This window comes from Oceanobacillus sp. E9, from assembly GCF_001741975.1.
Taxonomy (GTDB): Bacteria; Bacillota; Bacilli; order Bacillales; family Amphibacillaceae; genus Oceanobacillus; species Oceanobacillus kimchii.
Genome location: NZ_LSNA01000005.1, coordinates 1 through 24,687, shown reverse-complemented (window position 1 = coordinate 24,687; position 24,687 = coordinate 1). Strand labels below are relative to the sequence as shown.

Genomic DNA, 24,687 nt, shown 5'->3' with positions numbered 1-24,687 from the left:
TCAATTAAGTAAAATATTCGATTTTGCTAGTTGGAAAATAATCATTTATCCATCCACCTAGTGTCTTTTTTATATCCTGTTGTTCTTGATCTTGATATACATATTTATAAATACCATATCTTCCCCATTTGGTTTTTCTTTTTGATTCATCTAATTCCAATTTAGTCATCGGATAATTTTTCTCTATTACACGTTTTGCTGGCTTTGTAAAACGATGTTGAATCATCTCAAATGTTAGATTTTTTCTTGCAAATGGTGGGAGAGCATCATCAAGTTTCTCGAACATCTCTTTATATCCTTCTTTCCAACCATCATGTAAGTAAATAGGAGCTATAATAAAACCTAAAGGATACCCCGCTTCAGCAACCTTAACAGCAGCTTCTATCCTCTCATTTAATCGGGACGTACCAGGCTCAAAATATTTGATAATATGGTTATTATTAATACTAAAACGAAATCTTGTTCTACCCTTATGGTCAGCATCAAGTAAATGATCTACGTGTGCAAATTTCGTAACAAAACGTAGCTTACCGTACTCGCTTTTCCCAAAATATTCGATAGCATGTTTTAACGTATGTGTAAGATGATCCACACCTACAATATCAGAAGTACATGATGCTTCAAATCTTGTATCCAAAGGAGCTCTTTCTTGCATATATCCTTCTGCAGCATCAAAAATTTCATCTATATTTACATACGTACGAATATATGGCTTACTACCCATTGTTGTTTGCAAATAACAATAATGACAATGCCCCATGCAACCAGTAGCAAAAGGAATTGCATATTCAGCAGAAGGTTTGGATGTATCAAATTTCAATGTTTTTCTAATTCCGATAACTAAAGTAGACTTCGCGTTACGATATTTTTGAAAATCATTATCACCCGGTAAATTTCGAATTTGATTATGAGAAGTTGTTTCCCTAATTTCAACCCCCATATTTTCAAACTTACTTACTAGTGATTGACCTAAGCTATATTCCATTGCTTTTGGTTCCACATATATCAATTGAGGGACAAAAGGTTTAACCATAAAATTGCCCCTCTTCATCATCAGATACAAATGCTTCCCTAAAAGCATTTTCTGCTGCTTCTTCTGAAGTAAAAATAGCATATTCATCCGTAATAGGGTAATACGTCTCATGAACAAATAATGCAAGTTCCGATGGATTATCCGGATGTTGTACTACGGCAGCCTGCTGAACTTGAGCTACATCCTGAGCATGAGGATTTCTTATAATCATATATACTATATCACCAGGAAAATAAGGGTTATTCATATAAGTTTTCTCCTTTCTTTATCTTATCCATTAGGACGAAAACGCTTATTTTTCTTGCCATTTACGTTAAGAAATTCGGTTTCTTCTGCTATTTCTACATCTTGTTTTGGAGATGTATTATACTTTCTTACGTTTCTTTGTTTCCCTTTGTCTTTTTCTCGATTTTTGTTTTCTTCAGACATAAATTTCTTCCTTTCTAAACATCGACTTGTCAATATCTTTTACCATATACGGCGAAATTATGATATGAATATAGCACAAAGAAATAGCAGAAAATAAAAAAATAAAGGAGGTAATTAAAATGGCTAAAGGAAAAAAGAAGAAGAATAAGTCAAAAGAGGAATTAAATGAAATGAAAGATGATCATAAATATAAACAAAACAGACCACCTAGATAAAATGAAAATTCATTCAGTGGGGTTTTTCTCTATCCCCGCTGAATGAATGGAACAAAATCGTACATATACGAAGATTTAAGGAAATCATTTCCTATTACATGAAGGATAAAAGTCTCCAAACAAAATAACCGAACTAAAAATCAGAGATTTAAAGTCCGGTTATTATTCGTTCTACTTGAATTGTACTCTCCTTAATTAACCACATGTAACAGAGGAATATCGTCTTTAAAGCGTTGTAAATTCTCTAAAGCAACATTTCCTGTACGTTTTATTGCCTCATTTGTAGCAGCACCAATATGAGGTGTTACAGTTGTATTCGGTAATGTCAACAAAGGGTGGTTCGATGGTTCCTCTACAAACACATCTAATCCTGCACCTTTTATGTTGCCATTTTTAAGTGCTTCATACAAAGCATCTTCATCTACTAACGGCCCTCTTGATACATTAATAAACAAGGCATCTTCTTTCATTTCATTAAGTGTTTTTGCGTTAATTAACTGATAATTTTCCTTACGAAGTGTAGTTGATACGACTACAATATCACTTTCACTCAACAGGGTGTAAAGATCTACGAATTTTACATTCAGACGATCTGCTATCGTTTGATTTTGATAAGTACCATAAGCTAAAACATCCATTTGAAACCCTGTTGCTCTTTGTGCGATTGCTTGACCAATTGCACCAAAACCGATAATACCTAATTTCTTTTGAAATATTTCCATTCCCATAGACAATTCCCAATGACCATTTCTTAATTCTTCGTTCTTCGAAGAAATTTGACGCGCGGTGGCTAACATTAATCCAAATGCATGATCTGCAACAGCATCTGCATTTTGACCAGGAGTATTTGTAACTGGAATACCTTTTTCTCTTGCATATCTAAAATCAATGTTATCGTAACCAGCTCCAAACTTCATAATATATTTCAATTTTGGTGCTGCATCGATAATTTCTTTATCAATAGGAACAACAGCTACTACTATAACTTCAATTTCTTTCACTTCCTGCTTTAGTTTCTCTTTATCAATACCATTATCCGTATATAAAATAGTAATGTTACCTAACATTTTTATCTTCTCTATAAAATCTGGATTTGCTTCTATAAATGGACCTCGCAGCATCAATAATATATTCATGATGATTTCCTTTCTATTTTAATTGAAGGGAAAGGGCTGGGACATAAGTGTTTACCCGAAAAACAAATAGAATGAATAGGTTTGAAGTCCCGCTCCAACACCAAAAATACACTCCGCTTTTCAGGAGACAGTCAATAATACCGGAGTTTCACTAGTTCCTCTACCCTTATTCTAGCTTCAGTCAATTTTTTGACCAATACAATGGTTATGCCCCTGCGCCCTACCCTATCCCTATATTAATTAGTTACTACTTCTTCTATTCGTTGTAATGCCCAGTCTATTTCTTTCTTAGTAATAACTAATGGTGGTGCAAATCGTATCGTATTTACATGTGTTTCCTTACATAGGATTCCTTTATCTTTCAAGTTCTCACAAATAGCACGTACTGGCTGGTCAAATTCCATACCAATGAATAATCCTCTTGCACGGACTTCTTTAATTCCCTCAAAATTAATTGCACGCAACTTATCTGCAAAATATTTACCTGATTCTAATGACTTAGTAACTAAATTTTCTTCTTCAATGACATCGATTGCGGCCATCGATACAGCACACGCTAATGGATTCCCCCCAAAAGTAGATCCATGAGAGCCAGGTGTAAATACATCCATAATTGCTTTATTAGCAGCAATCGCTGATACCGGTAAAACACCACCACCTAATGCTTTCCCCATGACATAGATATCTGGTTCTACGCCTTCCCATTCACATGCAAACATTTTCCCTGTCCGTGCAAAACCAGTTTGAACTTCATCTGCTATAAACAATACATTTTTCTCTGTGCAAAGTTTTCTTACTTGTTCCAAATATCCTTCTGGAGGTAAAATAATTCCCGCTTCTCCTTGAATAGGCTCAAGAATGATTGCTGCAGTATTCTTTGTAATTGCCTTTTCAATTGCATTTATATCTCCATAATTTACTTTATTAATCCCAGGTACAAATGGACCGTAATTTTTTGTAGCATCTGGATCATTTGATAAAGATATTGCATTTAAGGTACGCCCGTGGAAATTACCATTGGCAGCAATTATCTCCGCCTGGTTCTCTGTAACTCCTTTCACTTGATATGCCCAACGGCGTGCTGCTTTTATCGCGGTTTCAACAGCCTCCACACCTGTATTCATTGGCAGAACTTTATCTTTCTTCGTTAATTTCGCAATACGTTTTGTCCAAGGACCTAGTAATTCATTATGAAAAGCACGGGAAGTCAATGTTACTCTATCTGCTTGATTTTTAAGTGCTTCAATAATCTTCGGATGACGGTGTCCTTGATTTACTGCTGAATATGCACTTAACATATCCATGTACGTATTTCCTTCAGGGTCTTTTACCCATACGCCATTTGCTTCAGAAACAACTATTGGAAGTGGGTGATAATTATGAGCACCATAATAATTAGTCTCTTCAATAATATTTGTAGATGTAATTGTCATCAAATACCCCTCTCATTCAATTATTTCTATATTTAAGAATTATCATTAAGTTCAAGAAACGTCAACCTTAAAATAAAACAAATAAAAACCGAACTAAATATTAGTTCGGTTTCAATGCTTAGATTTTTTCCACTAAATGCTGAAATTTTTCTTGGTAAATGTTATAGTCCTTATCACTAAATAGTACGATTTTCACAAGTCCTATATGATTTTCTTGTAGGAATTGAATAATTGTTTGTAAAGCGATAGTTGCCGCCTCATGAATAGGGTAACCATACACCCCTGTTGAAATCGAAGGAAAAGAAATACTAGATAATTTGTTTACTTTTACTAATTCCAAAGCATTACGATAACAGTTAGCCAATAATTCTTCTTGTAAATCAGGGGTCTGATTCCAAATAGGTCCTACCGTATGGATGATAAAACGAGCGGACAATTGAAATCCTGAAGTAATAATAACTTCACCCGTAGGTAGTTCTTCCCCATTAAGTTCATGATTTCTTACCTCTTGACATGCTTTTACTAGTTTAGGTCCTGCGGCTTGGTGGATAGCACCATCAACACCCCCGCCACCTAATAAACTACCGTTTGCTGCATTTACAATAACATTCGTTGCTTCCTTGGTTATATCTCCAACTACTATTTCAAGCGTATTATCATTTATATTACGTTTCATCTACTCACCTACCTAATCTTTTGTTTCGTTAAACAATAAGTCCTGTATATCTTCATCTGAAAGCTGATAGTTAATTGTAGATTTTCCAGAAACCAAATAATTCATTAATTCCCGTTTCTTACGCTGTAATTCATACATTTTTTCTTCAATTGTTCCTTCAGAAAGTAGACGTATAACAGTGACTTCTTTTTGTTGTCCAATTCGATGTGCACGATCTATAGCTTGTTCCTCCACAGCTGGATTCCACCAAACATCATATAAGATTACCGTATCAGCTCCGACCAAATTCAAACCAGTTCCACCAGCTTTTAAAGAGATAAGACAAACTTCTTTTTTACCTTGGTTGAAAGCACGACATATCTCCACTCTTTCTTCTGCAGGAGTCTCTCCATCAATATAATAATATGAAATATCCTTATTTCTTAACTCTTTACCAATTATTTGCAGCATACTAGTAAATTGTGAAAAAATGAGTAGTCTTTTATTTGCTCGACTAGCATCTTTAATTAATTGCTTGAGTCTTTCTAACTTTGCTGAATTGTTATTATATTCTCTAACAAATAATAATGGATGACAACATATTTGTCTTAATCGTGTAATCCCAGCTAAAATTTTTATTCGATTTTTTCGTATGGTTTCCTTATCTAAGTGCTTAAAAGAAGGATGTCGAAGTTTCGCTAAGTAAGATACATATAACTGCTTTTGTTTCTCTGTTAAAGGAATACGCTCTATATGTTCTACTTTTGTTGGAAGTTCTTGCATGACATCTTTCTTTTCACGTCTAAGCATAAATGGTTGAATACGACGAATAACTTGATCATGTGTAAGCCAGCTAAAATCTTTTATATTACCTAGTAGCTCTGGAAATACAACATGGAAAATAGACCAAATATCTTCCATTTTATTTTCTAAAGGGGTGCCTGTTAAAGCAAAACGATGTTTAGCACGAAGTTTTTTTACAGTTCGAAAAGTTTGCGTTGCAGGATTTTTAAACGCTTGTGCCTCATCAAAAATTATTGTATGAAAACGATCTACTTGGTTTTGTATCCAATCTATTTCATTACGTAACATCCCATATGAAATTATCCAAACATCACAATTACGTAACTCCAATTTCTTTTGCTTTCTTTCTGCTTTCGTACCATCCAACACAACAGTAGAACAATGAGGGGCAAATGTCATCCATTCTTGTTTCCATTGATAACAGACAGAAGTTGGACAAACAATAAGAATAGGCTGTTTCATATTTTTCCACTCTTTTTGAATGGAAAGACAGTATGCAATACTTTGAATGGTTTTTCCTAGCCCCATTTCATCTGCAAGAACACCACCAAATCCCATGTCTGCTACTGCTCTCATCCACCGAACTCCTTCTTGTTGATATTCTTTTAAAAGAGATGAAATAGGATTTGGAATGAAATAAGCTTGTTCATCTGGCTGTTGAATTTGCAACAACATCTGTTTAAACGAGTCTTCCACTTCAAGTATTCCTCGTTCTTCTAACCTATTAGCGATCGTAAATCCTTCATTTAAAGGTTTTTCCAAACCTTCTAATATCTCAGTGGATGACATTGGAGAATCAATTAAAAAGGATTGTAACTCTTCAATCTCCTTTGTTTCAAGCGAAAGTAAAGAACCATCTTTCAATCGATAATATGGCCGTTTTTCTTCTAATGCATCCAAAACTCCACGTACTTCTTGATCTACAAAACCTTTCATTTGAAACGTAAATTCTAACCAATTTGTACGATTGCTTTTATGTCGCACTCGTATTATTGGTTGAAAATGTTTTTTACTTAATCTATTTCTAACTGCAGTAGTAGCGAAAACCGTTGCTTGCTTCTGTAAATTAGGTAAATGGTGATACAGAAATTCATATTCTAACTTTTCATTTTGAAGCACATAGCCACCATCCATATGTGCAAATCCTTTATCTTGTAAAAAATGAATAATCTCCTCTTCTTTTTCTTCTTGTCGATATAACGACACGGGAGATGGTTCAAATGGTTGAAACATGACACCACCGTAATGAAATTCTACTCCTGCCAATAATCGATTACGTATTCGATCTAAAAATATCTTTACGGTTAATGGCTTTTTACTTTGAGCAATCATGCCAGTTAAATCATCTAATTCACCTATTTTTGTTAAGAGGGGTATGAGTTGCTCTGCTTGTTCTAATGAAATGAACAAACTACTTTCTTCATTTTCTCCCCATAATCGATCACATAAGTCAATCGTAGTTACTTCTTGTTCTGTCAAAATATGGACAGCTTGCTGTGTAACAAAAAGTCGATAAGAAGGTAAACATATATATGACTGGAACTCCTCCCAAGTAATCTGAAATAAGTTAGCTGACTTTTCAATTTGAAAATGCAAGGGAGGTAAATAATCAACGATAGAAAAGCTAGGTAAAATCCAATTTGATTGTTCTATAATTAATTCCGTATTAACGGAAGCTTGGAAAAAAGACTCCAGTTTATTCCAAATAGATGGAGGAATGACAAGCTTATTTTTATCAGCATTTTTAAAAGTGTTAGTTAAAGTAATCTCCTGATTTAATTGTATTAAATGACGTATTATTGCTTCATCTTTAGTATTAAAGTAATTATTTGATGGAGAATAGATAATGTCATTCGATATCTTATACGAGTTACCTTGTTGAACTGCTAATAAAAAATCAGATAACTGTTTAATTTCATAGTGATTAATGTCTATAGATATTGACATAATTGGATTTTTACTATTTGTTAATATATGACATCGAAATGTTGGTTGTAATTCTTGTCTATTTTCAAAATAACCTTGATGCGTATACTCTTGATTATCCTTATCGTTTTTCTCTAAAAATCCACGCATAATTTCATCCGTACGATTAATACTCTTTGTATTTGTATCACAAATACCGATTAACACGGCGGCAATATGTTGACAATCTTTTGTGAAAGAAGTTAACGATGGACAACTACATTTCGTTTCTTTTATTTCTCCATCATCCCAGATTATTTGCACATGGAAATCTTCCGTACTTGTAACCGTAGCAGTTGTTTCATTATGATTATTCACCATTTGGACGCGATTTCCATTCCATAATCGCTCACCATATTTAAATGAAACATCTCCACACAACTCTCGTACTTTCTGTTTGGTTAAGGAATACATAATTAATCACAACTTTCTTAGCTTTACTACCCATCGTAAAATATAAAATTCTATAGTATAGTATGGAGGTGTCTTTATTTATTATAAAACATCTGAGTAAGAACATCTATTTGTATATAGAAATGAAAGAAGGTTAAGGCAATATGTCGATAAATAATGAAGTATCAAAACGAAAGACGTTTGCAATTATATCCCACCCAGATGCTGGGAAAACCACCATGACAGAAAAACTTTTGCTATACGGAAATTTGATACGCTCAGCGGGTACGGTAAAAGGAAAGAAATCTGGTAAATTTGCAACGTCCGATTGGATGGAAATCGAAAAACAACGTGGGATTTCTGTTACATCTAGTGTAATGAATTTCACTTATGACGACTTGCATATCAATATTCTCGATACACCTGGTCATGAAGATTTTAGTGAAGATACGTATCGTACATTAACAGCAGTCGATAGTGTGGTTATGATTATTGACTCTACAAAAGGTATCGAAGCTCAAACCATTAAATTATTTAAAGTTTGTCGAATGAGAGGTATTCCAATCTTCACATTTATGAACAAATTGGATCGCGAAGGAAAGGAACCCCTTGCTCTTTTAGAAGAACTTGAAGAAGTCTTAGAAATTGACACCTATCCAATGAATTGGCCAGCAGGTATGGGAAAAGGTTTCTTAGGAATTTTCGATAGACATGGAGATCAGTTTGTTCAGCATCACCCTGGCGATACGGAAACGTATATTCCAAATAATGAACTATCCAACCATAAAGACCTTATAGAAAACCCGACCTTTAAAGATGCACAACAAGAATTAGAACTAGTAACGGAAGCAGGGAATGAATACTCCGAAGAAGCTATATTACGGGGAGAATTAACACCTGTATTCTTCGGTAGTGCTTTATCTCCATTTGGAGTACAAGTATTTTTTGATACGTTCATTCATCTTGCACCAAGTCCAACATCACGAAAAACTACGTTGGGACCAATTGAGCCAGACAATGAAGATTTTTCAGGGTTTATCTTTAAAATTCAAGCAAACATGAACCCTGCCCATCGTGATCGAATTGCTTTCTTACGAGTTTGCTCTGGTAAATTTGATCGCGGTATGACTGTTCGTTTAGCACGAACGGGCAAAGAATTAAAACTTGCTCAATCCCAACAAATGGTCGCTTCCTCTAGAGATACAGTTGACGAAGCATATGCTGGAGATATTATTGGCGTATATGATCCAAATGCCTATCAAATCGGAGATACGCTTTTAGTTGGAAAAAACACGTATGAATACGATGAATTGCCACAATTTCCACCGGAATTATTTAAAAAAGTTACTGCAAAAAATGTGTTAAAATCAAAACAGTTCCGTAAAGGAATAGAGCAGTTAGTTCAAGAAGGCGCTATTCAGTTATTTCGTGATCAAATGACTGATGCTTTTATATTAGGTGCTGTAGGAGAATTGCAGTATCAAGTGTTTACTTACCGAATGCAACATGAATATAACGCAGAAGTTATGCTGGAATCTATTGGTGAACGTCTTCCCCGTTGGTTAAAAGAGGAACAAGTTGATCGAAAGTTATTTGACAGTGGAAATTTATTAGTTCGTGATCGTAACAATCAACCACTTGTTCTATTCCGAAATGAATTTGCGCTGAACTGGTTTAAGGATAAGAATCCTGAAATCGAATTAATCGACCTATTCGAAGTTAATGATTACACGTAAGTTTCCACTTCCCGCTACGCGCGGGATAATATTCCCATTCATGATTATAGATATTTCTTTGCATAATAAGTTTATCTTAAATAAAAAGGAGTGGATACTAATGGGAGAAAGGTCTGAATTTCGAGCTGGTGAAAAAGCTCCAAATAATGGTGTTTATATGGAAATCGGTGAAACTGGAAGTAATGTAAATGATCCACAAATTATAGAGTTACAGGCAGGAGAGTCCTTTCCAGATAACACGAATAAAGATCGTGTGTGGGTAAATAAGCGAAAACGTCATCATCCCGGAGTACAAGGCTAAATATAAGTTGTAAAAAATCAAGTTGTAACATAAAAAAGTTTTGATAAAAAAACGGATGATTGCTAAAATAGCGTAAGAAATATACGGAAACTCCTTAAATATCAAAAACCGATTTTCTGCGTGCGATATAATGCTGTCGAGGTCTTCCTTATCCTGTGGAAGTGAGGCATAGGTGAGACCTCGATGTATAAGCATCCTGAGGCTCACCAGCTGTCTCTAGATAAGCGTAGTATATTTCTGAAGCGGATTTTTAACACCATTCATTCGACTTTTTGAGTAAATACTTTTATCCCACTCTAATTTCTTTCTAATATTGTTCTAAATGAGTATTTTTCTTTTGGGATTTCCTTAATAAATGGACTCGGTTTATCCATAAAAACAAGTGTTAAATCATGCATTGCTCGAGTACATGCTGTATATAATAAATACCTCTCATTTTCCGTGTTGTAGTTATGTTCAGATGCATCTGGAACAATGACAGCATCAAATTCAATACCTTTAGCCAAATATACTGGCACGAAAACTACACCTTTTTGATATGTTTTAGTATTTGAACGGATAAGATTAATTTCTTCGTCATCCTCCAGTAATTCTTTATATTTTTCACATTCCCGCATTGATTTACATATCACAGCAATTGTTTCATGTCCCTCTTTTTTCTTACCTTCAATTATTTCCCAAAGCGCATTCTTATAATTAGATTGTGCGGGCAGTTGAATCACAGTTGGTAGTGGTCCCTGACGATCAAAAGCACTTATACCTTCATTACTTGGTGCAAAAAAAGTAGTAAAATCTGTAATCGGCTTAGTAGATCGATAACTTTTAGTTAATACAATCCGCTCAATATCTTTTGAATCTGCTTTTTCCTGAATTGGATTATCAGTGGTCGTATAAGAATAGATGGATTGATTAATATCACCTAGAAGTGTCATTCTTCCATATGGATATACATGCTGCAAATAAGCAAATTGAAATGGTGTATAATCTTGTGCTTCATCAATAACAATCAATCTTGTTGGTTGATCAGCATCATGACCAATTATTTCTCCTTTAAAAAATCGGTATGCTACTGCATGCTCCCAAGGTAATTTATTCTGATGAAGATCATTTAATACATACTTCGAATATGTTTTCCATTCACTCTTTCTGTCAACAGGTGCCCATTGGTTAAATAATTCTCTATACATTCGTAATGTGTGTACAAAACGATTTAGTTTTATATTTTGTATTAATGGTGCAAATGCTTTGCGCACTATTCTTTTACGCAAAATTAACTCTTCATCTTGAATAGAACTTTCTTCTTCCTCTGCTTCTGCCTCATGATAAGCTTTCATATAATCTTCTTTTTTTAATAATTCCATTTGATCTTGTACCCAATTTGCTGCAATTTCTTTTTCTTGAAGTACTTTTATTTTTTGTAATAACCATAGCTGGATTTTTTCAATTTTATTTGATAAGCGCATCGCTTTAGGAAGCTCATGAAAATACGCATTAATTTCTTCGTTAGAGATAAGAAGTTCATTTCGAAAACGAATATGTCGAAACTGTAAACCATTATAATTTAGAAATGATAAATACGATTGTATATCTTTCATAAATTGAATGCTTGTAAAGTATTTTACTGTGTTTTCTTTTTGTTGTTTATCTTCTCTTATTAATAGCTGTTCCATTTGTTCAAAAGGGGTTTCGACAATAAGATTACTTTCAATACCTTTTACAAGAAAATCATAAAATGTTTGTTGATTCACTGGCTCTTCACCTAATTCTGGGAGAACGTTAGAAATATAACTTGTGAATATATCATTTGGTGAAAGCAGTAGAACTTGATTTGCTTGTAAACTCGAACGATGATGATATAATAAATAGGCAATTCTTTGTAAAGCAGCCGCCGTCTTTCCACTTCCTGCTGCTCCTTGTACTACTAATATTTTACTACCTTGATGACGAATAATCCTGTTTTGCTCTTGTTGAATAGTTGCAACAATAGACTTCATTGAAGCATTTGCTGATTGACTCAAGCTCTCCTGTAGCAATTCATCTACTATAGTTACAGCTGTATCAAAAATACCTTTCATTTTTCCTTGCCTGATAACAAATTGTCGTTTTAAAGTCATTTCTCCCTTTACTAGTTCTTCATCTGTTTCATACTGAACTGGTCCAGGTGCATAATCATAATAAATGCTTGAAATCGGTGCTCTCCAATCATAGATGTAAAAGTCTAATCCCTCTTCATCCATTAAAGACGAAGTACCAATATATATTTGATTTTCTTCATTGTAGGCTTCTTCTTTGAAATCTACTCTCCCAAAATAAGGTTGATTTTTTAATCGTTGCAACTGTTTTATCTGCTGATAGTTCTTACCATAATGTCTCTCTTTCTGTGCTAAAACATTAGATTGTTGTTTAATACTTTCTTGCGTTTCAATAACATCATCTAATTCTTCTAAATTAATGGTAATATCATCCCAAAAGTTTTTTCTAAATTCTACAACTTCCTCTTTTATTTTTGAAGATTGCTGTTTAATTACATTTTCCCTTTCTTCAATTATTTGAAGAATACGTTTTAAACGTTGATACTCAAAAACCTGATCACTATTTTTGGAAGAACTCATAAATATCCCCCTAATTTAAATGTATTATTTTTGTTGACAAATCATTTAATTGACTTTATAATATAATTAGGAATAGTATATATAAAATCAATCAATATGATGTAACTATATTAGTGTACCATTAAAGACGACAAAGGTGCAATAGAAAAACCTGATGATTTGATCATCAGGTTTTTTATTTCTTATCTTTATTTAAAAGCTTTAGAAACTCCAGGATTACTCATTCGATAATTTTAATACATCGAGTAATTTAAAGAATAAACTTATAACAATTGCTACAATTGTAGCTAGACCCATACCTTTTAATTCTACCGACCCTATATTGATGGAAGCACCACTTACTCCAATAGCAAGGACTACACATGTTAAAATTAAATTCTGAGATTTATTATAGTCAATTTGCTGTTCTACTAACATACGTAACCCGCTGACAGCAATAATTCCAAATAATAGTAATGAAATTCCTCCCATTACTGGTGTAGGTATAGAAGAAATAAGTGCGGCTAATTTACCACAGAACGATAGTAATACAGCAATTATTGCAGCTCCTCCAATTACCCACGTAGAATATACTTTACTTATAGCTAATACTCCGATGTTTTCACCATAGGTGGTATTGGGCGTTGACCCTAGAAAACTAGAAATCATTGTTGAAAATCCATTTCCAAATAAAGAACGATCTAAACCCGGTTCTTTTACTAAATCTTTTTTCACAATATTACCCGTAACTACTAAATGACCAATATGCTCTGGTACTAATACAAGCGCTGCAGGTAAGATGATTAATATATCTGACCAATTAAATTCAATTTGATAGTAAGTTGGCATTTGTATCCATGACGCTTCTCCAACCGCACCGAAATCTACAATACCAAACATTGTAGCTACAGCATAACCAGTTATAATTCCTAATAAGATAGGAATTATTTTCAAAAATCCACGCATTGTCACCCAATAAATAATCGTCGCACTTAAAGTTATTAAAGATACCAAAATCGCGGTAGTATCTCTTGGCACATCTGCTTGCGGTAATAAACCAGCCATATCAGCAGCTGTCGGCACCAACTCTAATCCAATAACAGCTACGATTGCTCCCATTGCTGCTGGAGGAAATATAACATCTATCCAACTAGTTCCAGCATAACGAACTATTAATCCAATAATGACTAAAACTAAACCTACTACAAAGAATCCTCCTAAAGCAGCACCATATCCTCCACCTTCAGTTATTACCATTGTTACTGGAGATATAAATGCAAAACTTGATCCTAAATAAGCAGGAATTTTTCCTTTTGTTATAAAAATATATAATAATGTTCCGATACCATTCATTAGTAAAATCGTTGCAGGATCAACACCAAACAAAATAGGTACTAAAACCGTAGATCCAAACATCGCAAATAGATGCTGTAAACTTAAAGGCAAGCTTTGTAATAAAGGTAAACGTTCATCTACTTGTATTTCTCTATCTTTCATTGTCCTCACACTCCCCTTATATAAAAAAACACCCCGCCTGTAAAAGATGGCAAGGTGCAGTGAGAGTACAAGGAAACATCAACGCATATATGTATGCTATGTTTGCTTCCACTATAATTTTCTTTTCCGCACAACCTTACCAGCCTCACAGGACTGATTTAAAGGTGACTATATTTCTTTCTAATTATGACAAAATTCGAGAAAAAGTCAAGGATTATTTTTCAAACACTGCTTTACAACGATAAATCGGTTGTCCTTTTGCAGAAAATTTTTCTTCATATTCTGTCATAACATTTGTTTCGTCTTCTATAGCATGTAAATCAACATTCAATTCCTTTATGTTCATCCCATATTGTGAAAAACTTACTACAGAATACTCAAATAATCCTCGGTTATCTGTCTTTAATATTACTTCTCCATTAGTACACAAAATATCTTGATATTGATTTAAAAAGCGTTCATATGTTAAGCGTCGCTTTTCATGTCGGTTTTTCGGCCATGGATCTGAAAAATTCAAGTAAATCATTGAGATTTCATCATCAGCAAACATTTCACGCACATCTATCGCATTTTCATTTAACATAAATACATTAGCTAAGCTTTCTTTATCTATCTTCTGAACAGCAGAAACAATAATACTTTTTGCTAATTCTATTCCAATAAAATTAATATCTGGATGCTGCTTTGCCATTCCCAGTATAAATTGTCCTTTTCCCGACCCAATTTCTACATGAATTGGATTATTATTATTAAAAAGCTGATTCCAATTTCCCTTATTGCTCTTTGGGTCATTAATAACAATATGATTTTTTTCTTGTAAATACTCGTCTGCCCACGGCTTATTTCTTTGCCTCATGCTGTATTCCCTCACTTTATTTCATTTTGTATAGAAAACTTTATTCAGAAAAAACTACTTAAGAGGTGATAAATATGACATTAAATATATCCAATCAATTAGCGTTACTATCAGACATACTTGACGAACAACACGGAGAATGCTGTGCTTCAGTAAGTGAGTGTCAACAGATTGGAAGGCTTGTCCAATCCATACTTGACCGAGAGCAAATCACGGATGAACAACTTCTTACTATTCTGCCTGAAATATATAATTATGGCAGACAAGGCGAAGAAGCACAAAGTCTGCCGGATCATGTAAGTTCAAATAAAAATAATATAAAACATTGGATAAATGCAATTGAACAAACTAACTTAAAATAAACTTCTTATTTGATCATTTAATTCCTGTAAATCCCATAGACGTTGGCGAACCTTTTCCGGTTCATTTCTTGTATTATGCCAACTTAAAAAATGGAGGGAATCATGTAATAAATACCAATACATGCGAGTAAATAAATTCTGGCTTGGTTCTATGCCATATTGTTTTAACCATGGAACCCAGTCTTCTTTTGGTAAATACCATTTTAAAAGCATACCAATATCTGTTGCTGGATCAGCAATCATGGCATTATCCCAATCAACTAAAAAGATATTTTCTTCACTTGTTAGTATAAGGTTATTATGATTTATATCACAATGACATACTGCGAGCTGCTGGTCGCGAGTTTCCGGTAACAATTTCTCTAAATAATGGATAGCCTCTATTACTTCACTGTAACTATCGATCATCCCTTGTTTATCAAGTTTATATTTTATTGATTTTAAACTTTCATCTGAAGTAACTGGTTTCTTTCCCATTCTTAGCAGCATATGCAAAAGCTCTGTAGAGTGATGTATTTTATTTAATAAATCAGCCACGTTTTGTTGTTGCATTTCATAAACATTTAGTGAACGACCTTCTAACCATTCTTGTGCGGTAATGACATCACCATTTTCCATACGTTTCGTCCAAATTAATTTAGGAACAATTCCTTCAGCAGATAATACAGCAAGAAACGGTGAAGAATTACGTTTTAAAAATAAACGTCTCCCGTTCTTTTCCGCTATAAAAGCATCCCCAGTAAGACCTCCTGCTGGAGTAATATTCCACCCTGTGCCTAGAGCTTGCTCAAGCCACTTAATCATAACTTCTTCACATCTTTCAAATTTAGCGTTCAATTATACATTGTATCTAGATTTCATATAAAATACAATTATTGCTTTTTATTTATTATAACTGAGATTGGATTTTTATCTTTTTTTATTTTACAATTAACAGTATAATCTGTTTGTCCATCTACTTGATAGCAAATATATTTATCTGATAATACCTCGACCGTATCAGCTTCGAATAACTCAACTTCCTTAAAATAACGATGCCACCCAAAAATTACCGATATAAATAATAGAAGTACTTTCCATTTAGGTATTGTGTGAATGATTATACCATACATTTTATTTCGATTATTCTTTGCATGAGGTAATATCTTTAAACCTCCACCATAATATGGATGGTTACCAATAGATACCATCCAACAATTATTTAACTTTCTTGTTATTCCATCGATAGAAACCTGCATATTTTTAGGCTTATATGTGCGCAGAACTTTTACAAGAGAAGCTAAGTAAACCATTTTTCCTATCCCTAATGAGTTAAAATACTTTTTTGATCTTGCACTATTTGCATTCTCGGTAATTTCAGCATCGAATCCAAAACCTAGACTATTGACCATTTTTCGAATGCAATTATTGGTTTTATATACACAAAACCAATAATCAATTGGTTGATTGAAAGCATCGACTTTTAAAGCGTGTTTTTTCAAATTAATTCCCTTAGCAAAATCATTTCCTGAACCGCTGGGAATGAATGAAATGGGGATATGATTATTTACATTATCTAAACCATTTATTACTTCATGCATAGTTCCGTCTCCACCAACAATAAATAATCCTTTTAGCTTCTTATTATATTCATGTAAAATTTCTCTCACTATTATCTCTGCATGAGTTGGGTAATCTGTAAAATATACCTTTTTTTCTAACAGCGTACGATATTGTTCCATTTGTTGTATCTGTGAAAAAATATACTTTGCTCTTCCCTCTCCAGCTGTCGGATTCACAATAAATATAAACATTAGCTTTCCGTGTTCTCTGCTTCCCATTCAGGACGTCGAATTGAATTAGAAATTGATTGTTTTAATAAACACTCAGCTACATGTAGTTGTGTTTTTTTCAATGGAGATGAAAGGTTTCTTTTTTCATTTAGCCATCCTTCAAAAGCTACCCGATCTACCACCTTTGTTTGATATGGTGCTGTTGCATATAAAATACGGTTGGTTCGAGAAATTACCGTTTTCTTAACCGGAATGTCTATATTGTGTAGCTGCAGGATGCCTTGAATCCATTTCTCTGACCTTTTTAAAGAAATTAATGGGTTAATAACTCGTTCATTATCTTCTCCTCTAGTCACAGTCCATGTACGTTCTTCGCCAGCCATAATTACAGCTTCTTTCTCTACTTCAAGAAAATGTATTATTTCAACATCTAAAGGACTAATTAAAAGTATATCTGATTCTACTGGAGCTTGTTTTATTTCAAATACAGGCATGTACATGACGAAGTATGTATCAGGGAAACGTTGTAATAAAAAACGAAGAAGTTCATCATGATAGAATTTTGATTCTACTACTGATACTCTTGAGACCGTAGAAGTTGCCCATTTCATTTGTATATCAAACAATTGATCCAAAAAATAATGCTTAAGATCTTTTTCAGAAGATGGTAAAGACTCATACGCATCTTCCTTTCCATGATTTTCTGATTCAATTGACTCTACATAGATATCTTTTCTTCTTATACGTTTTTTCCACCTTTGGAGTATTCCTTCTTTTGATGTCTCTACAGGTTCATCTACTTTTTCCCTATCCATCTCTGGTTGCTGCCATATTTGATAAAGCCTTTCCCATTGATCTTTTTTTTGACGTATATATTGCGTAGGATAACGATAAGTGTCCCACTCATAACGTGATATATAATCTTGTAATTTGATTAATTGCGCCATGTTTACATCCCCTTAACCACGTAATGGAAAACTCCTATATTTTTGGTATTTTGGCATTTGCTGTGGAAAGATTTTAAATAAATGGATAGTATCTACTTCAAAACTCGTTGCTATAGATTGTACATTTTTTTGCATCATTTCAAATTGTTTACTATCTAAATAATTAGATGGATCATTCCATTTCTTAGCTAAAGTGATATGCGGTCGATATGGGCGAGTATCTATGGAGAATTCCATTTGTGTTAACATACTACTAATCTGTCGATAAATTTCATGTAAATCATGAGAGTGTTTAAGGCCTGCCCATAATACTCTCGGCTTCTCATGATTACCAAATATCCCTAATTGATCCATCGTTAAAAAAAATGGCCTCTTTTTTAATTTATTTAGATAATATTCTATATAAGTTAATTGTTTATCGTCTAATTCACCTAGAAATGTTAGTGTTATATGAAGGTCAGATTTATGTGTCCATTGTCTATACGAAAAGGAGGTTGGAAATTTCCGTTGAACATCATTTAAACTTTGTTTGACATGATTAGGTAAATCTATACCAATAAAATAATGGGCCAATATTTCCACCTCCTCTTTACTTATTTACTACTTTAATGATTTACAATACTGTAATTCATCTTCCGTTAATGGGCGAAAGTTACCAATTGGCAAACTTTCATCTAATTGTAGGTTTCCCATCTGAATCCTTTTTAAATAGGTTACTTTACAACCAACAGTAATAAACATTCGCTTAATTTGATGGTACTTCCCTTCTGTTATCGTTACCTTAACTTTATTTGATTGTTTATTTACTATTTCCAATTTAGCTGGTTTCGTTTGATACCCATCATCTAATGTTAATCCTTCTTGAAATTGTTCCATGATATTTTCCGGAAATTCACCACTTATATAAGCAATATATACCTTCTCGACATGTTTTTTTGGTGAAGTTAACCGATGAGCAAGTTCTCCATCGTTCGTAATTAATAGTAGTCCTTCTGTATCTTTGTCTAGTCTACCTACAGGGAACGGATCAAACTTCTTCTCATCTGCTGATAATAAGTCAATTACTGTCCGATCTCGTTTATCAGAAGTCGCAGATACTACACCAGGTGGCTTATGCATCATAAGATAAATATGTTTTTGATAAGTAATTAATTCTTCATCAACGCATACTTGATCATGCTCCGGGTCTACATGCATTCCATTGTCTTTGACAATGGCTTCATTTACTGTTATTCGCTTCGCCTTTAGTAATTGCTTCACTTCCTTACGAGAACCGACTCCCATGTTAGCGAGTAATTTATCCAACCGCATGATTTCCCTCCTATCTATTCATAAATCGGCCAATAAGCGGTATTTTTCCATCAAATACATGCTCTAATAACGTTGATTTATAAGCTAATAGTAGATATACTCCTCCGCCTACTGTCACTCCAAAGATAAGCATTACAATCGCAGCCCATCTCTCCTCTTGGAACGGTAAGAAAATACCAAGAACTAATTTTAACATCAAGATTACCACACACATAACTGCAGTAAATATCGTAATGAGCATCGTCCGTTTTATCGTTTGTTTAAACGAAAAATCGATTGTCGTTTTCAATCTCCATAAATTCATGATAACTGCAATTAAAGCGGCTAATGCAGTTCCAAGAATAGCACCTTTTCCGCCAAACAAGTGAATAAATTGATTATTTAATAGTATTTTTACTAATAATCCAGTAAGTAAACTAATAACCGCATAGTTTTGCTGATCAATCCCTTGTAACATTCCAGCAGTTACTGTTATAAATCCAAACAATAATGCTACTGGCGCATACCAAGCCATTAATTCCGCTCTTGCACCTAAATCATCCATTGTAAATAATGAACCATAAATTTCACCAGATAACATTGCTATCCCTGCTGAAGCAGGTACAACTAATACTAGAATTACTTGTAATGCTTGATTTAAAAGCTTTGTGTACGTTTCTCGTTTATTTTTAGTAAAGGCCTCTGTAAGGGACGGTAACATTGCTAATGACAAACCTGTTGCAATTGTCATTGGAATAATTATTATTTTATGGCCATAGTTCATGATTACGGAAGAGGCCAGTATCCATTCATCTTCTCTACCACTTGCATTCATCGCTGGTTCAAATGTAAATTGATCGACTAACTGATATAACGGTATAGCTAATCCGACTAATACAAATGGACCTGCATACCGAAAAAGTTCTTTAAATAAATCTTTTGTTTTTAAATCATACGTATAACGTTGTGCATCGATTTGTTTTTGTAAATGTGATTTTCTTTTTTTCCAATATAAAAACAATATTACACATGAGGCCAGTGCTCCTAATAATGCAGCAAAAGCAGAGAAGCCTACTGCTGTTGTTTTAGACCCCCCCAATACGAAGACGATTACGTATGAACCACCTAATATAAATAAGATGCGAACAATTTGTTCAATGACTTGCGATACAGCTGTCGGTCCCATGGATTGATGACCTTGGAAAAAACCACGTACAATACTCATTGCTGGAATTATGATTAAAGCGAAACTAACCATACGTATAACGTAAGCAACATCATCAGAGGTAATAGCTGAATTATCCCCTCTAATTTGTAAACTAGCTATCCAGTCAGCTGTTGAGAACATAACAATAAATGCTACAAGGCCAGTAAATAGCATTAATGTACTTCCGGCCTTAAACATTCGCATCCCGGTTTCATAATCACCTAATGAATTATATTTTGATACAAATTTTGACACTGCAAGTGGAATGCCTACAGTAGAGAGACTAATAAATATACTATAAGGTGTGTAGGCGTAGGCAAATAACGTCCCACCAGCATCACCGACAATTGCATAAAATGGAATTACAAAAATCATTCCTAAAAACTTGGATAAAAACGATGCTCCCGATAGAAGCATCGTTCCACGTACCATTTTTGACATTTTAATAGTTCACCCACAATTACGATTCACTCGTTAGATATTTCATTTCTATGTATTTCAATACTTATCAATTTTATCATACTTTTAAATACCTTTCTTATATAAGATTCTTCACTTAAGGGGATTTTTTGACAATTATACTGGTATTTGTTCTTTGACTCTGGAAAATGGTACGATACTATAGAAAGGAATGAAGATAATTGAAATATGATGTAACTGTAATTGGTGGTGGTCCATCTGGTTTAATGGCAGCTTTATCAGCTGCAGAGCATGGAGCAAAAACACTTCTTATTGAAAAAGGAAAAAAACTTGGTAAAAAACTTGCTATATCTGGCGGAGGTAGATGCAATGTAACTAATCGATTACCTCAAGAAGAAGTTATACGACACATTCCAGGTAATGGAAAATTTCTTTATAGCGCCTTTTCCATATTTAACAACTATGACATTATTGATTTTTTCGAGAATTTGGGTGTAGCATTAAAAGAAGAAGATCATGGCAGAATGTTCCCTGCTTCTAATAAAGCGATGGATGTTGTTAACACGTTAATAAATGAATTAAAACGTTTAAATGTAACGATTCAAATGAGTACAAAGGTACATTCCATTTCCTATGGAGATACACAGCATACTATTCAATTAGATAATCATACAAACATTCAAACAACTGCTATCGTAATCGCTTCTGGTGGGAAGGCAGTACCGCATACTGGTTCCACTGGGGATGGATATGAGTGGGCAAAAGCTGCCGGTCATACAATAACCAAATTATACCCCACTGAAGTTGCCTTAACCTCAAAAGAATCATTTATTAAAGAAAAAAGATTACAGGGACTTTCCTTGAGAGATGTTAATCTAAGTGTATGGAATAAACGAGGAAAAGCAATAATTACGCATAAAATGGATATGATTTTTACTCATTTCGGAGTATCCGGTCCCGCCGTTCTTCGATGTTCACAATTTGTTGTAAAAGAGCTAATGCGAGGAAGAGATTCCGTAACGATGCATTTAGACGTTATCCCCGATAAACCAGAAAAAGAAATTTTACAATGGATGAAAAATCAAATAAAAACTCATCCAAAAAAGGCATTTAAAAATAGTGTAAAAGGAATAGTTCCAGAAAGATTCATGGAATATTTATTAGTTAAATATGATGTAACAGACGAGCAAAAATGTGCAAATATCTCCAATGAAATTATCAATGATCTTGTTTATGATATTAAACATTTCACTTTCGAAGTAAACGGTTCTTTACCAATAGAGAAAGCTTTTGTAACAGGCGGTGGTGTTTCAATTAAGGAAATTATACCAAATCAAATGCAATCGAAAGTAATGGACAGATTATTCTTTTGTGGTGAAATTCTTGATATACATGGATATACAGGTGGTTATAACATTACTTCTGCTCTTGTAACTGGCCGATTAGCTGGAATGAATGCTGCAAAAGCATCCATCACTTCCAATTGATACCGCTTATGAAATAACTGTTATACGTTCATTCTATAAATGTCTGATATTTTATAGAAAGGGTGATTTACTCTTGAATAATCAAAGTAAATGGTTACCAATTATTGCGTCTGTAGGTATGGGAGCTGCAACTTACTACACCATGACAAAAAACAATCAAAACATTGGACAAACCGTTCAAAAATTCGCGCCTTTTTTATCAGATAGTGGAGGCAATAATGGTAATAGTGGACAAATGGGACCGTTTGGAATGAGTTAAGTCAAACACGGGTACGGAGGAGTACAATATATACTCCTCTTTTCCTTTTTATATACTAGCATATAGAAATAATTATGTGTATAATTGTTAGAATAATTACATCATACAATTAAGGAGAGAGAAACCATCATGAAACAATTTGGACTACTTATCCGAATCATCCTGGCCATAGTTCTTGGTATAGTTTTTGGAACATTTGCCAATGAATGGCTGGTACGATTATTTGCTACTTTTAATGACATTTTTGGTGGCTTTTTAACATTCATTATACCTCTTATTATCATTGGTTTTATTGCACCAGGTATAGGGTATATGGGGAAAGGTGCAGGAAAACTTCTTAGCATTACTGCACTTATAGCTTATATTTCTACAATAATTGCAGGAATTATAGCATTTTTATTTACTAAGTCCTTGTATCCAACAATATTAAGTGGACACAGTCTAAAAATGTTTGATGACCCAAGCAGCGCTTTAGAAACTGGCTTCTTATCTTTTGAACTAACACCACCCTTAGAAGTGGTAACTGCACTTATATTAGCCTTTGTACTAGGTATAGGAGCTGCAGCAATTAAAAACGATTCATTGTTAAGAGTAATGACTGATTTTAGGTCTATCATTGAACTAGTTATACAAAAAGTTATTATTCCATTGTTACCAATTCATATTTTTGGAATCTTTACAAATATGACTTATGCAGGTCAAGTAGCATCCATTTTAAGTGTTTTTTCAGTTGTTTTTGCAATGATTATTGTTTTACATATTATTTACCTGATATTTCAATATACTATTGCTGGAACGTTAAGTCGACAAAATCCATTTAGTATGCTTAAAAGGATGATACCGGCTTATTTTACAGCTTTAGGTACACAGTCTTCTGCTGCTACCATTCCGGTAACATTACAGCACACAAAAAAATTACATGTAAAAGGTAATGTTGCTGATTTTACTGTACCCCTTTTAGCAAACATCCATTTATCAGGAAGTACCATTACTATAACTAGTTGTGCTTTAGCTGTAATGTTCTTACAAGGATCAGTCGCTACAATTGGTTCTATATTGCCATTTTTACTTGTATTAGGAGTAACAATGATCGCTGCACCTGGCGTTCCAGGTGGTGCTGTAATGGCGGCTATTGGATTATTAGATACTATGCTAGGCTTTGGACCAACAATGGTTTCTTTAATGATTGCATTATATCTTGCTCAAGATAGTTTAGGAACTGCTTGTAATGTGACAGGAGATGGAGCAATTACCAGTATTGCAGATTCGATAAATAATAAGTGGAAAATAACAAATGATGATGCTTAATTAGATTATTCACTAAGATAACTTACTAAAACTGCTTTTCACGTAGGGAAAGGCAGTTTTTATTCACACTAAAATAAGTGTTGGATTAAGAGTAAAATTAACATTAAAAACTAATTATAATAAAAAAGAAATTATAGGTTAATTTAGATAGATAAGGCTACTAACCTAGGAAATATATAAGAAAAACATTGCCATCCATAGAGAATGAAAAAATAATACTTTTACTTATTTAAATCAATTTTATAATTAAGATATCTTGATATATTATAGAAGGTAGTAATAGAAGTTTTATGAGCAGGAGGATGATTTTATTTTACGACATTCACTATAGAGCGCAAATAGATGATATTTAGTCACAAATAACAAGATAACATGTTGTTTCTATGATAGATAGATTAGTGGATGTCACGTATGATCAAAGCGATATATTTTCTCACATGAGTATTCTCGAAAATAATATTTATGTATGTTAGTTTAGTTTAAATTTTGCCGATAAAAAGACGGATTAGCTTAATAGCTAATCCGTCTTTTTATCGTTGCCTGGCGGCGTCCTACTCTTGCAGGGGCAAAGCCCCAACTACCATCGGCGCT

General features: G+C 33.7%; 22 protein-coding genes. 6 read left to right on the top strand and 16 right to left on the bottom strand.

Annotated elements, in window-relative coordinates; all coding sequences use genetic code 11:
* Positions 1 to 4 precede the first annotated feature (4 nt).
* From splB to AQ616_RS03810, 7 genes are all read right to left on the bottom strand, one after another.
* Positions 5 to 1,033 (bottom strand): spore photoproduct lyase, encoded by a 1,029-nt coding sequence (gene splB, locus AQ616_RS03835; RefSeq protein ID WP_069685125.1) that lies wholly within the window; start codon positions 1,031 to 1,033, stop codon positions 5 to 7.
* Positions 1,026 to 1,280, bottom strand: a complete 255-nt coding sequence (locus AQ616_RS03830) for a transcriptional regulator SplA domain-containing protein (protein WP_069685124.1) — start codon at positions 1,278 to 1,280, stop codon at positions 1,026 to 1,028. The genes splB and AQ616_RS03830 overlap by 8 nt, the downstream gene beginning before the upstream one ends.
* 23 nt (positions 1,281 to 1,303) lie before the next feature.
* Positions 1,304 to 1,462, bottom strand: a complete 159-nt coding sequence (locus AQ616_RS19545; RefSeq protein ID WP_017797398.1) for a hypothetical protein — start codon at positions 1,460 to 1,462, stop codon at positions 1,304 to 1,306.
* A 406-nt stretch (positions 1,463 to 1,868) separates the two neighbouring features.
* Positions 1,869 to 2,813, bottom strand: coding sequence for a 2-hydroxyacid dehydrogenase (locus AQ616_RS03825; RefSeq protein WP_069685123.1), 945 nt, complete (start codon positions 2,811 to 2,813; stop codon positions 1,869 to 1,871).
* A gap of 236 nt (positions 2,814 to 3,049) precedes the next feature.
* A complete protein-coding gene (locus AQ616_RS03820; protein ID WP_017797401.1) occupies positions 3,050 to 4,246 on the bottom strand; it encodes an ornithine--oxo-acid transaminase in 1,197 nt (398 codons plus the stop codon).
* 118 nt (positions 4,247 to 4,364) lie between these two features.
* Positions 4,365 to 4,922: an O-acetyl-ADP-ribose deacetylase gene (locus AQ616_RS03815; RefSeq protein ID WP_017797402.1), complete on the bottom strand. Its 558-nt coding sequence runs from the start codon at positions 4,920 to 4,922 to the stop codon at positions 4,365 to 4,367.
* Between the two features lie 12 nt (positions 4,923 to 4,934).
* Complete coding sequence (locus AQ616_RS03810; protein ID WP_069685122.1) at positions 4,935 to 8,084, bottom strand: DEAD/DEAH box helicase; 3,150 nt, start codon at positions 8,082 to 8,084, stop codon at positions 4,935 to 4,937.
* A 143-nt stretch (positions 8,085 to 8,227) separates the two neighbouring features.
* On the opposite strand from AQ616_RS03810, the gene AQ616_RS03805 reads away from it, so the two are divergent.
* Both AQ616_RS03805 and AQ616_RS03800 read left to right on the top strand, forming a co-directional pair.
* Positions 8,228 to 9,799, top strand: a complete 1,572-nt coding sequence (locus tag AQ616_RS03805; RefSeq protein ID WP_069685121.1) for a peptide chain release factor 3 — start codon at positions 8,228 to 8,230, stop codon at positions 9,797 to 9,799.
* A 100-nt stretch (positions 9,800 to 9,899) separates the two neighbouring features.
* Positions 9,900 to 10,100, top strand: coding sequence for a YjzC family protein (locus tag AQ616_RS03800; RefSeq protein WP_017797405.1), 201 nt, complete (start codon positions 9,900 to 9,902; stop codon positions 10,098 to 10,100).
* Between the two features lie 296 nt (positions 10,101 to 10,396).
* Here the strand turns inward: AQ616_RS03800 and helD are convergent, their stop codons facing one another.
* The 3 genes from helD to trmB form a co-directional block, all read right to left on the bottom strand.
* Positions 10,397 to 12,712 carry an RNA polymerase recycling motor HelD gene (helD, locus tag AQ616_RS03795; RefSeq protein ID WP_069685120.1) on the bottom strand — a complete coding sequence of 772 codons (2,316 nt, stop codon included), beginning with the start codon at positions 12,710 to 12,712 and terminating at the stop codon, positions 10,397 to 10,399.
* 216 nt (positions 12,713 to 12,928) lie between these two features.
* A complete protein-coding gene (uraA, locus tag AQ616_RS03790) occupies positions 12,929 to 14,188 on the bottom strand; it encodes a uracil permease (protein WP_017797407.1) in 1,260 nt (419 codons plus the stop codon).
* Positions 14,189 to 14,402: 214 nt separating this feature from the next.
* Positions 14,403 to 15,044: a tRNA (guanosine(46)-N7)-methyltransferase TrmB gene (gene trmB / locus AQ616_RS03785; protein ID WP_017797408.1), complete on the bottom strand. Its 642-nt coding sequence runs from the start codon at positions 15,042 to 15,044 to the stop codon at positions 14,403 to 14,405.
* 74 nt (positions 15,045 to 15,118) lie between these two features.
* On the opposite strand from trmB, the gene AQ616_RS03780 reads away from it, so the two are divergent.
* The gene (locus tag AQ616_RS03780; protein ID WP_017797409.1) at positions 15,119 to 15,406 is read left to right on the top strand and encodes a YtzH-like family protein; all 288 of its coding nucleotides are present in this window, start codon (positions 15,119 to 15,121) and stop codon (positions 15,404 to 15,406) included.
* On the opposite strand, the gene AQ616_RS03775 is transcribed toward AQ616_RS03780, so the two are convergent.
* The 6 genes from AQ616_RS03775 to AQ616_RS03750 form a co-directional block, all read right to left on the bottom strand.
* The gene (locus AQ616_RS03775; protein WP_017797410.1) at positions 15,398 to 16,210 is read right to left on the bottom strand and encodes a phosphotransferase family protein; all 813 of its coding nucleotides are present in this window, start codon (positions 16,208 to 16,210) and stop codon (positions 15,398 to 15,400) included. The two genes, AQ616_RS03780 and AQ616_RS03775, sit on opposite strands and share 9 nt — an antisense overlap.
* Positions 16,211 to 16,278: 68 nt before the next feature.
* Positions 16,279 to 17,199, bottom strand: a complete 921-nt coding sequence (locus AQ616_RS03770; protein ID WP_017797411.1) for a diacylglycerol/lipid kinase family protein — start codon at positions 17,197 to 17,199, stop codon at positions 16,279 to 16,281.
* Positions 17,199 to 18,125: an NERD domain-containing protein gene (locus AQ616_RS03765; RefSeq protein ID WP_017797412.1), complete on the bottom strand. Its 927-nt coding sequence runs from the start codon at positions 18,123 to 18,125 to the stop codon at positions 17,199 to 17,201. Before AQ616_RS03765 ends, AQ616_RS03770 begins: the two co-directional genes overlap by 1 nt.
* 12 nt (positions 18,126 to 18,137) lie before the next feature.
* Entirely contained in the window at positions 18,138 to 18,707 is a 570-nt protein-coding gene (gene thpR, locus AQ616_RS03760) for an RNA 2',3'-cyclic phosphodiesterase (RefSeq protein ID WP_240490465.1), read from the bottom strand.
* An 18-nt stretch (positions 18,708 to 18,725) separates the two neighbouring features.
* Positions 18,726 to 19,436, bottom strand: coding sequence for a pseudouridine synthase (locus tag AQ616_RS03755; protein ID WP_017797414.1), 711 nt, complete (start codon positions 19,434 to 19,436; stop codon positions 18,726 to 18,728).
* 10 nt (positions 19,437 to 19,446) lie between these two features.
* On the bottom strand, positions 19,447 to 21,063 hold the full coding sequence (locus tag AQ616_RS03750) for a putative polysaccharide biosynthesis protein (protein WP_069685118.1): 1,617 nt from the start codon (positions 21,061 to 21,063) through the stop codon (positions 19,447 to 19,449).
* A gap of 200 nt (positions 21,064 to 21,263) precedes the next feature.
* Between AQ616_RS03750 and AQ616_RS03745 the strand changes: the two genes are divergently transcribed.
* The 3 genes from AQ616_RS03745 (at position 21,264) to AQ616_RS03735 (ending at position 24,096) form a co-directional block, all read left to right on the top strand.
* Positions 21,264 to 22,529, top strand: coding sequence for a BaiN/RdsA family NAD(P)/FAD-dependent oxidoreductase (locus tag AQ616_RS03745; protein WP_069685117.1), 1,266 nt, complete (start codon positions 21,264 to 21,266; stop codon positions 22,527 to 22,529).
* 73 nt (positions 22,530 to 22,602) lie between these two features.
* Positions 22,603 to 22,788 (top strand): hypothetical protein, encoded by a 186-nt coding sequence (locus tag AQ616_RS03740; RefSeq protein WP_017797417.1) that lies wholly within the window; start codon positions 22,603 to 22,605, stop codon positions 22,786 to 22,788.
* Positions 22,789 to 22,917: 129 nt separating this feature from the next.
* Complete coding sequence (locus tag AQ616_RS03735) at positions 22,918 to 24,096, top strand: dicarboxylate/amino acid:cation symporter (protein ID WP_069685116.1); 1,179 nt, start codon at positions 22,918 to 22,920, stop codon at positions 24,094 to 24,096.
* The last annotated feature ends 591 nt before the right edge of the window (positions 24,097 to 24,687 follow it).

Excerpts from the sequence above, each read along its gene's own strand:
- splB (WP_069685125.1), bottom strand. The coding sequence starts at position 1,033 with ATGGTTAAACCTTTTGTCCCTCAATTGATATATGTGGAACCAAAAGCA.
- AQ616_RS03770 (WP_017797411.1), bottom strand. The coding sequence starts at position 17,199 with ATGTTTATATTTATTGTGAATCCGACAGCTGGAGAGGGAAGAGCAAAG.
- AQ616_RS03755 (WP_017797414.1), bottom strand. The coding sequence starts at position 19,436 with ATGCGGTTGGATAAATTACTCGCTAACATGGGAGTCGGTTCTCGTAAG.
- uraA (WP_017797407.1), bottom strand. The coding sequence starts at position 14,188 with ATGAAAGATAGAGAAATACAAGTAGATGAACGTTTACCTTTATTACAA.
- AQ616_RS03800 (WP_017797405.1), top strand. The coding sequence starts at position 9,900 with ATGGGAGAAAGGTCTGAATTTCGAGCTGGTGAAAAAGCTCCAAATAAT.
- AQ616_RS03825 (WP_069685123.1), bottom strand. The coding sequence starts at position 2,813 with ATGAATATATTATTGATGCTGCGAGGTCCATTTATAGAAGCAAATCCA.
- AQ616_RS03805 (WP_069685121.1), top strand. The coding sequence starts at position 8,228 with ATGTCGATAAATAATGAAGTATCAAAACGAAAGACGTTTGCAATTATA.
- trmB (WP_017797408.1), bottom strand. The coding sequence starts at position 15,044 with ATGAGGCAAAGAAATAAGCCGTGGGCAGACGAGTATTTACAAGAAAAA.
- helD (WP_069685120.1), bottom strand. The coding sequence starts at position 12,712 with ATGAGTTCTTCCAAAAATAGTGATCAGGTTTTTGAGTATCAACGTTTA.
- AQ616_RS03780 (WP_017797409.1), top strand. The coding sequence starts at position 15,119 with ATGACATTAAATATATCCAATCAATTAGCGTTACTATCAGACATACTT.
- AQ616_RS03830 (WP_069685124.1), bottom strand. The coding sequence starts at position 1,280 with ATGAATAACCCTTATTTTCCTGGTGATATAGTATATATGATTATAAGA.
- AQ616_RS03810 (WP_069685122.1), bottom strand. The coding sequence starts at position 8,084 with ATGTATTCCTTAACCAAACAGAAAGTACGAGAGTTGTGTGGAGATGTT.
- AQ616_RS03820 (WP_017797401.1), bottom strand. The coding sequence starts at position 4,246 with ATGACAATTACATCTACAAATATTATTGAAGAGACTAATTATTATGGT.
- AQ616_RS03750 (WP_069685118.1), bottom strand. The coding sequence starts at position 21,063 with ATGTCAAAAATGGTACGTGGAACGATGCTTCTATCGGGAGCATCGTTT.
- AQ616_RS03765 (WP_017797412.1), bottom strand. The coding sequence starts at position 18,125 with ATGGCGCAATTAATCAAATTACAAGATTATATATCACGTTATGAGTGG.
- AQ616_RS03775 (WP_017797410.1), bottom strand. The coding sequence starts at position 16,210 with ATGATTAAGTGGCTTGAGCAAGCTCTAGGCACAGGGTGGAATATTACT.
- AQ616_RS19545 (WP_017797398.1), bottom strand. The coding sequence starts at position 1,462 with ATGTCTGAAGAAAACAAAAATCGAGAAAAAGACAAAGGGAAACAAAGA.
- AQ616_RS03735 (WP_069685116.1), top strand. The coding sequence starts at position 22,918 with ATGAAACAATTTGGACTACTTATCCGAATCATCCTGGCCATAGTTCTT.
- AQ616_RS03815 (WP_017797402.1), bottom strand. The coding sequence starts at position 4,922 with ATGAAACGTAATATAAATGATAATACGCTTGAAATAGTAGTTGGAGAT.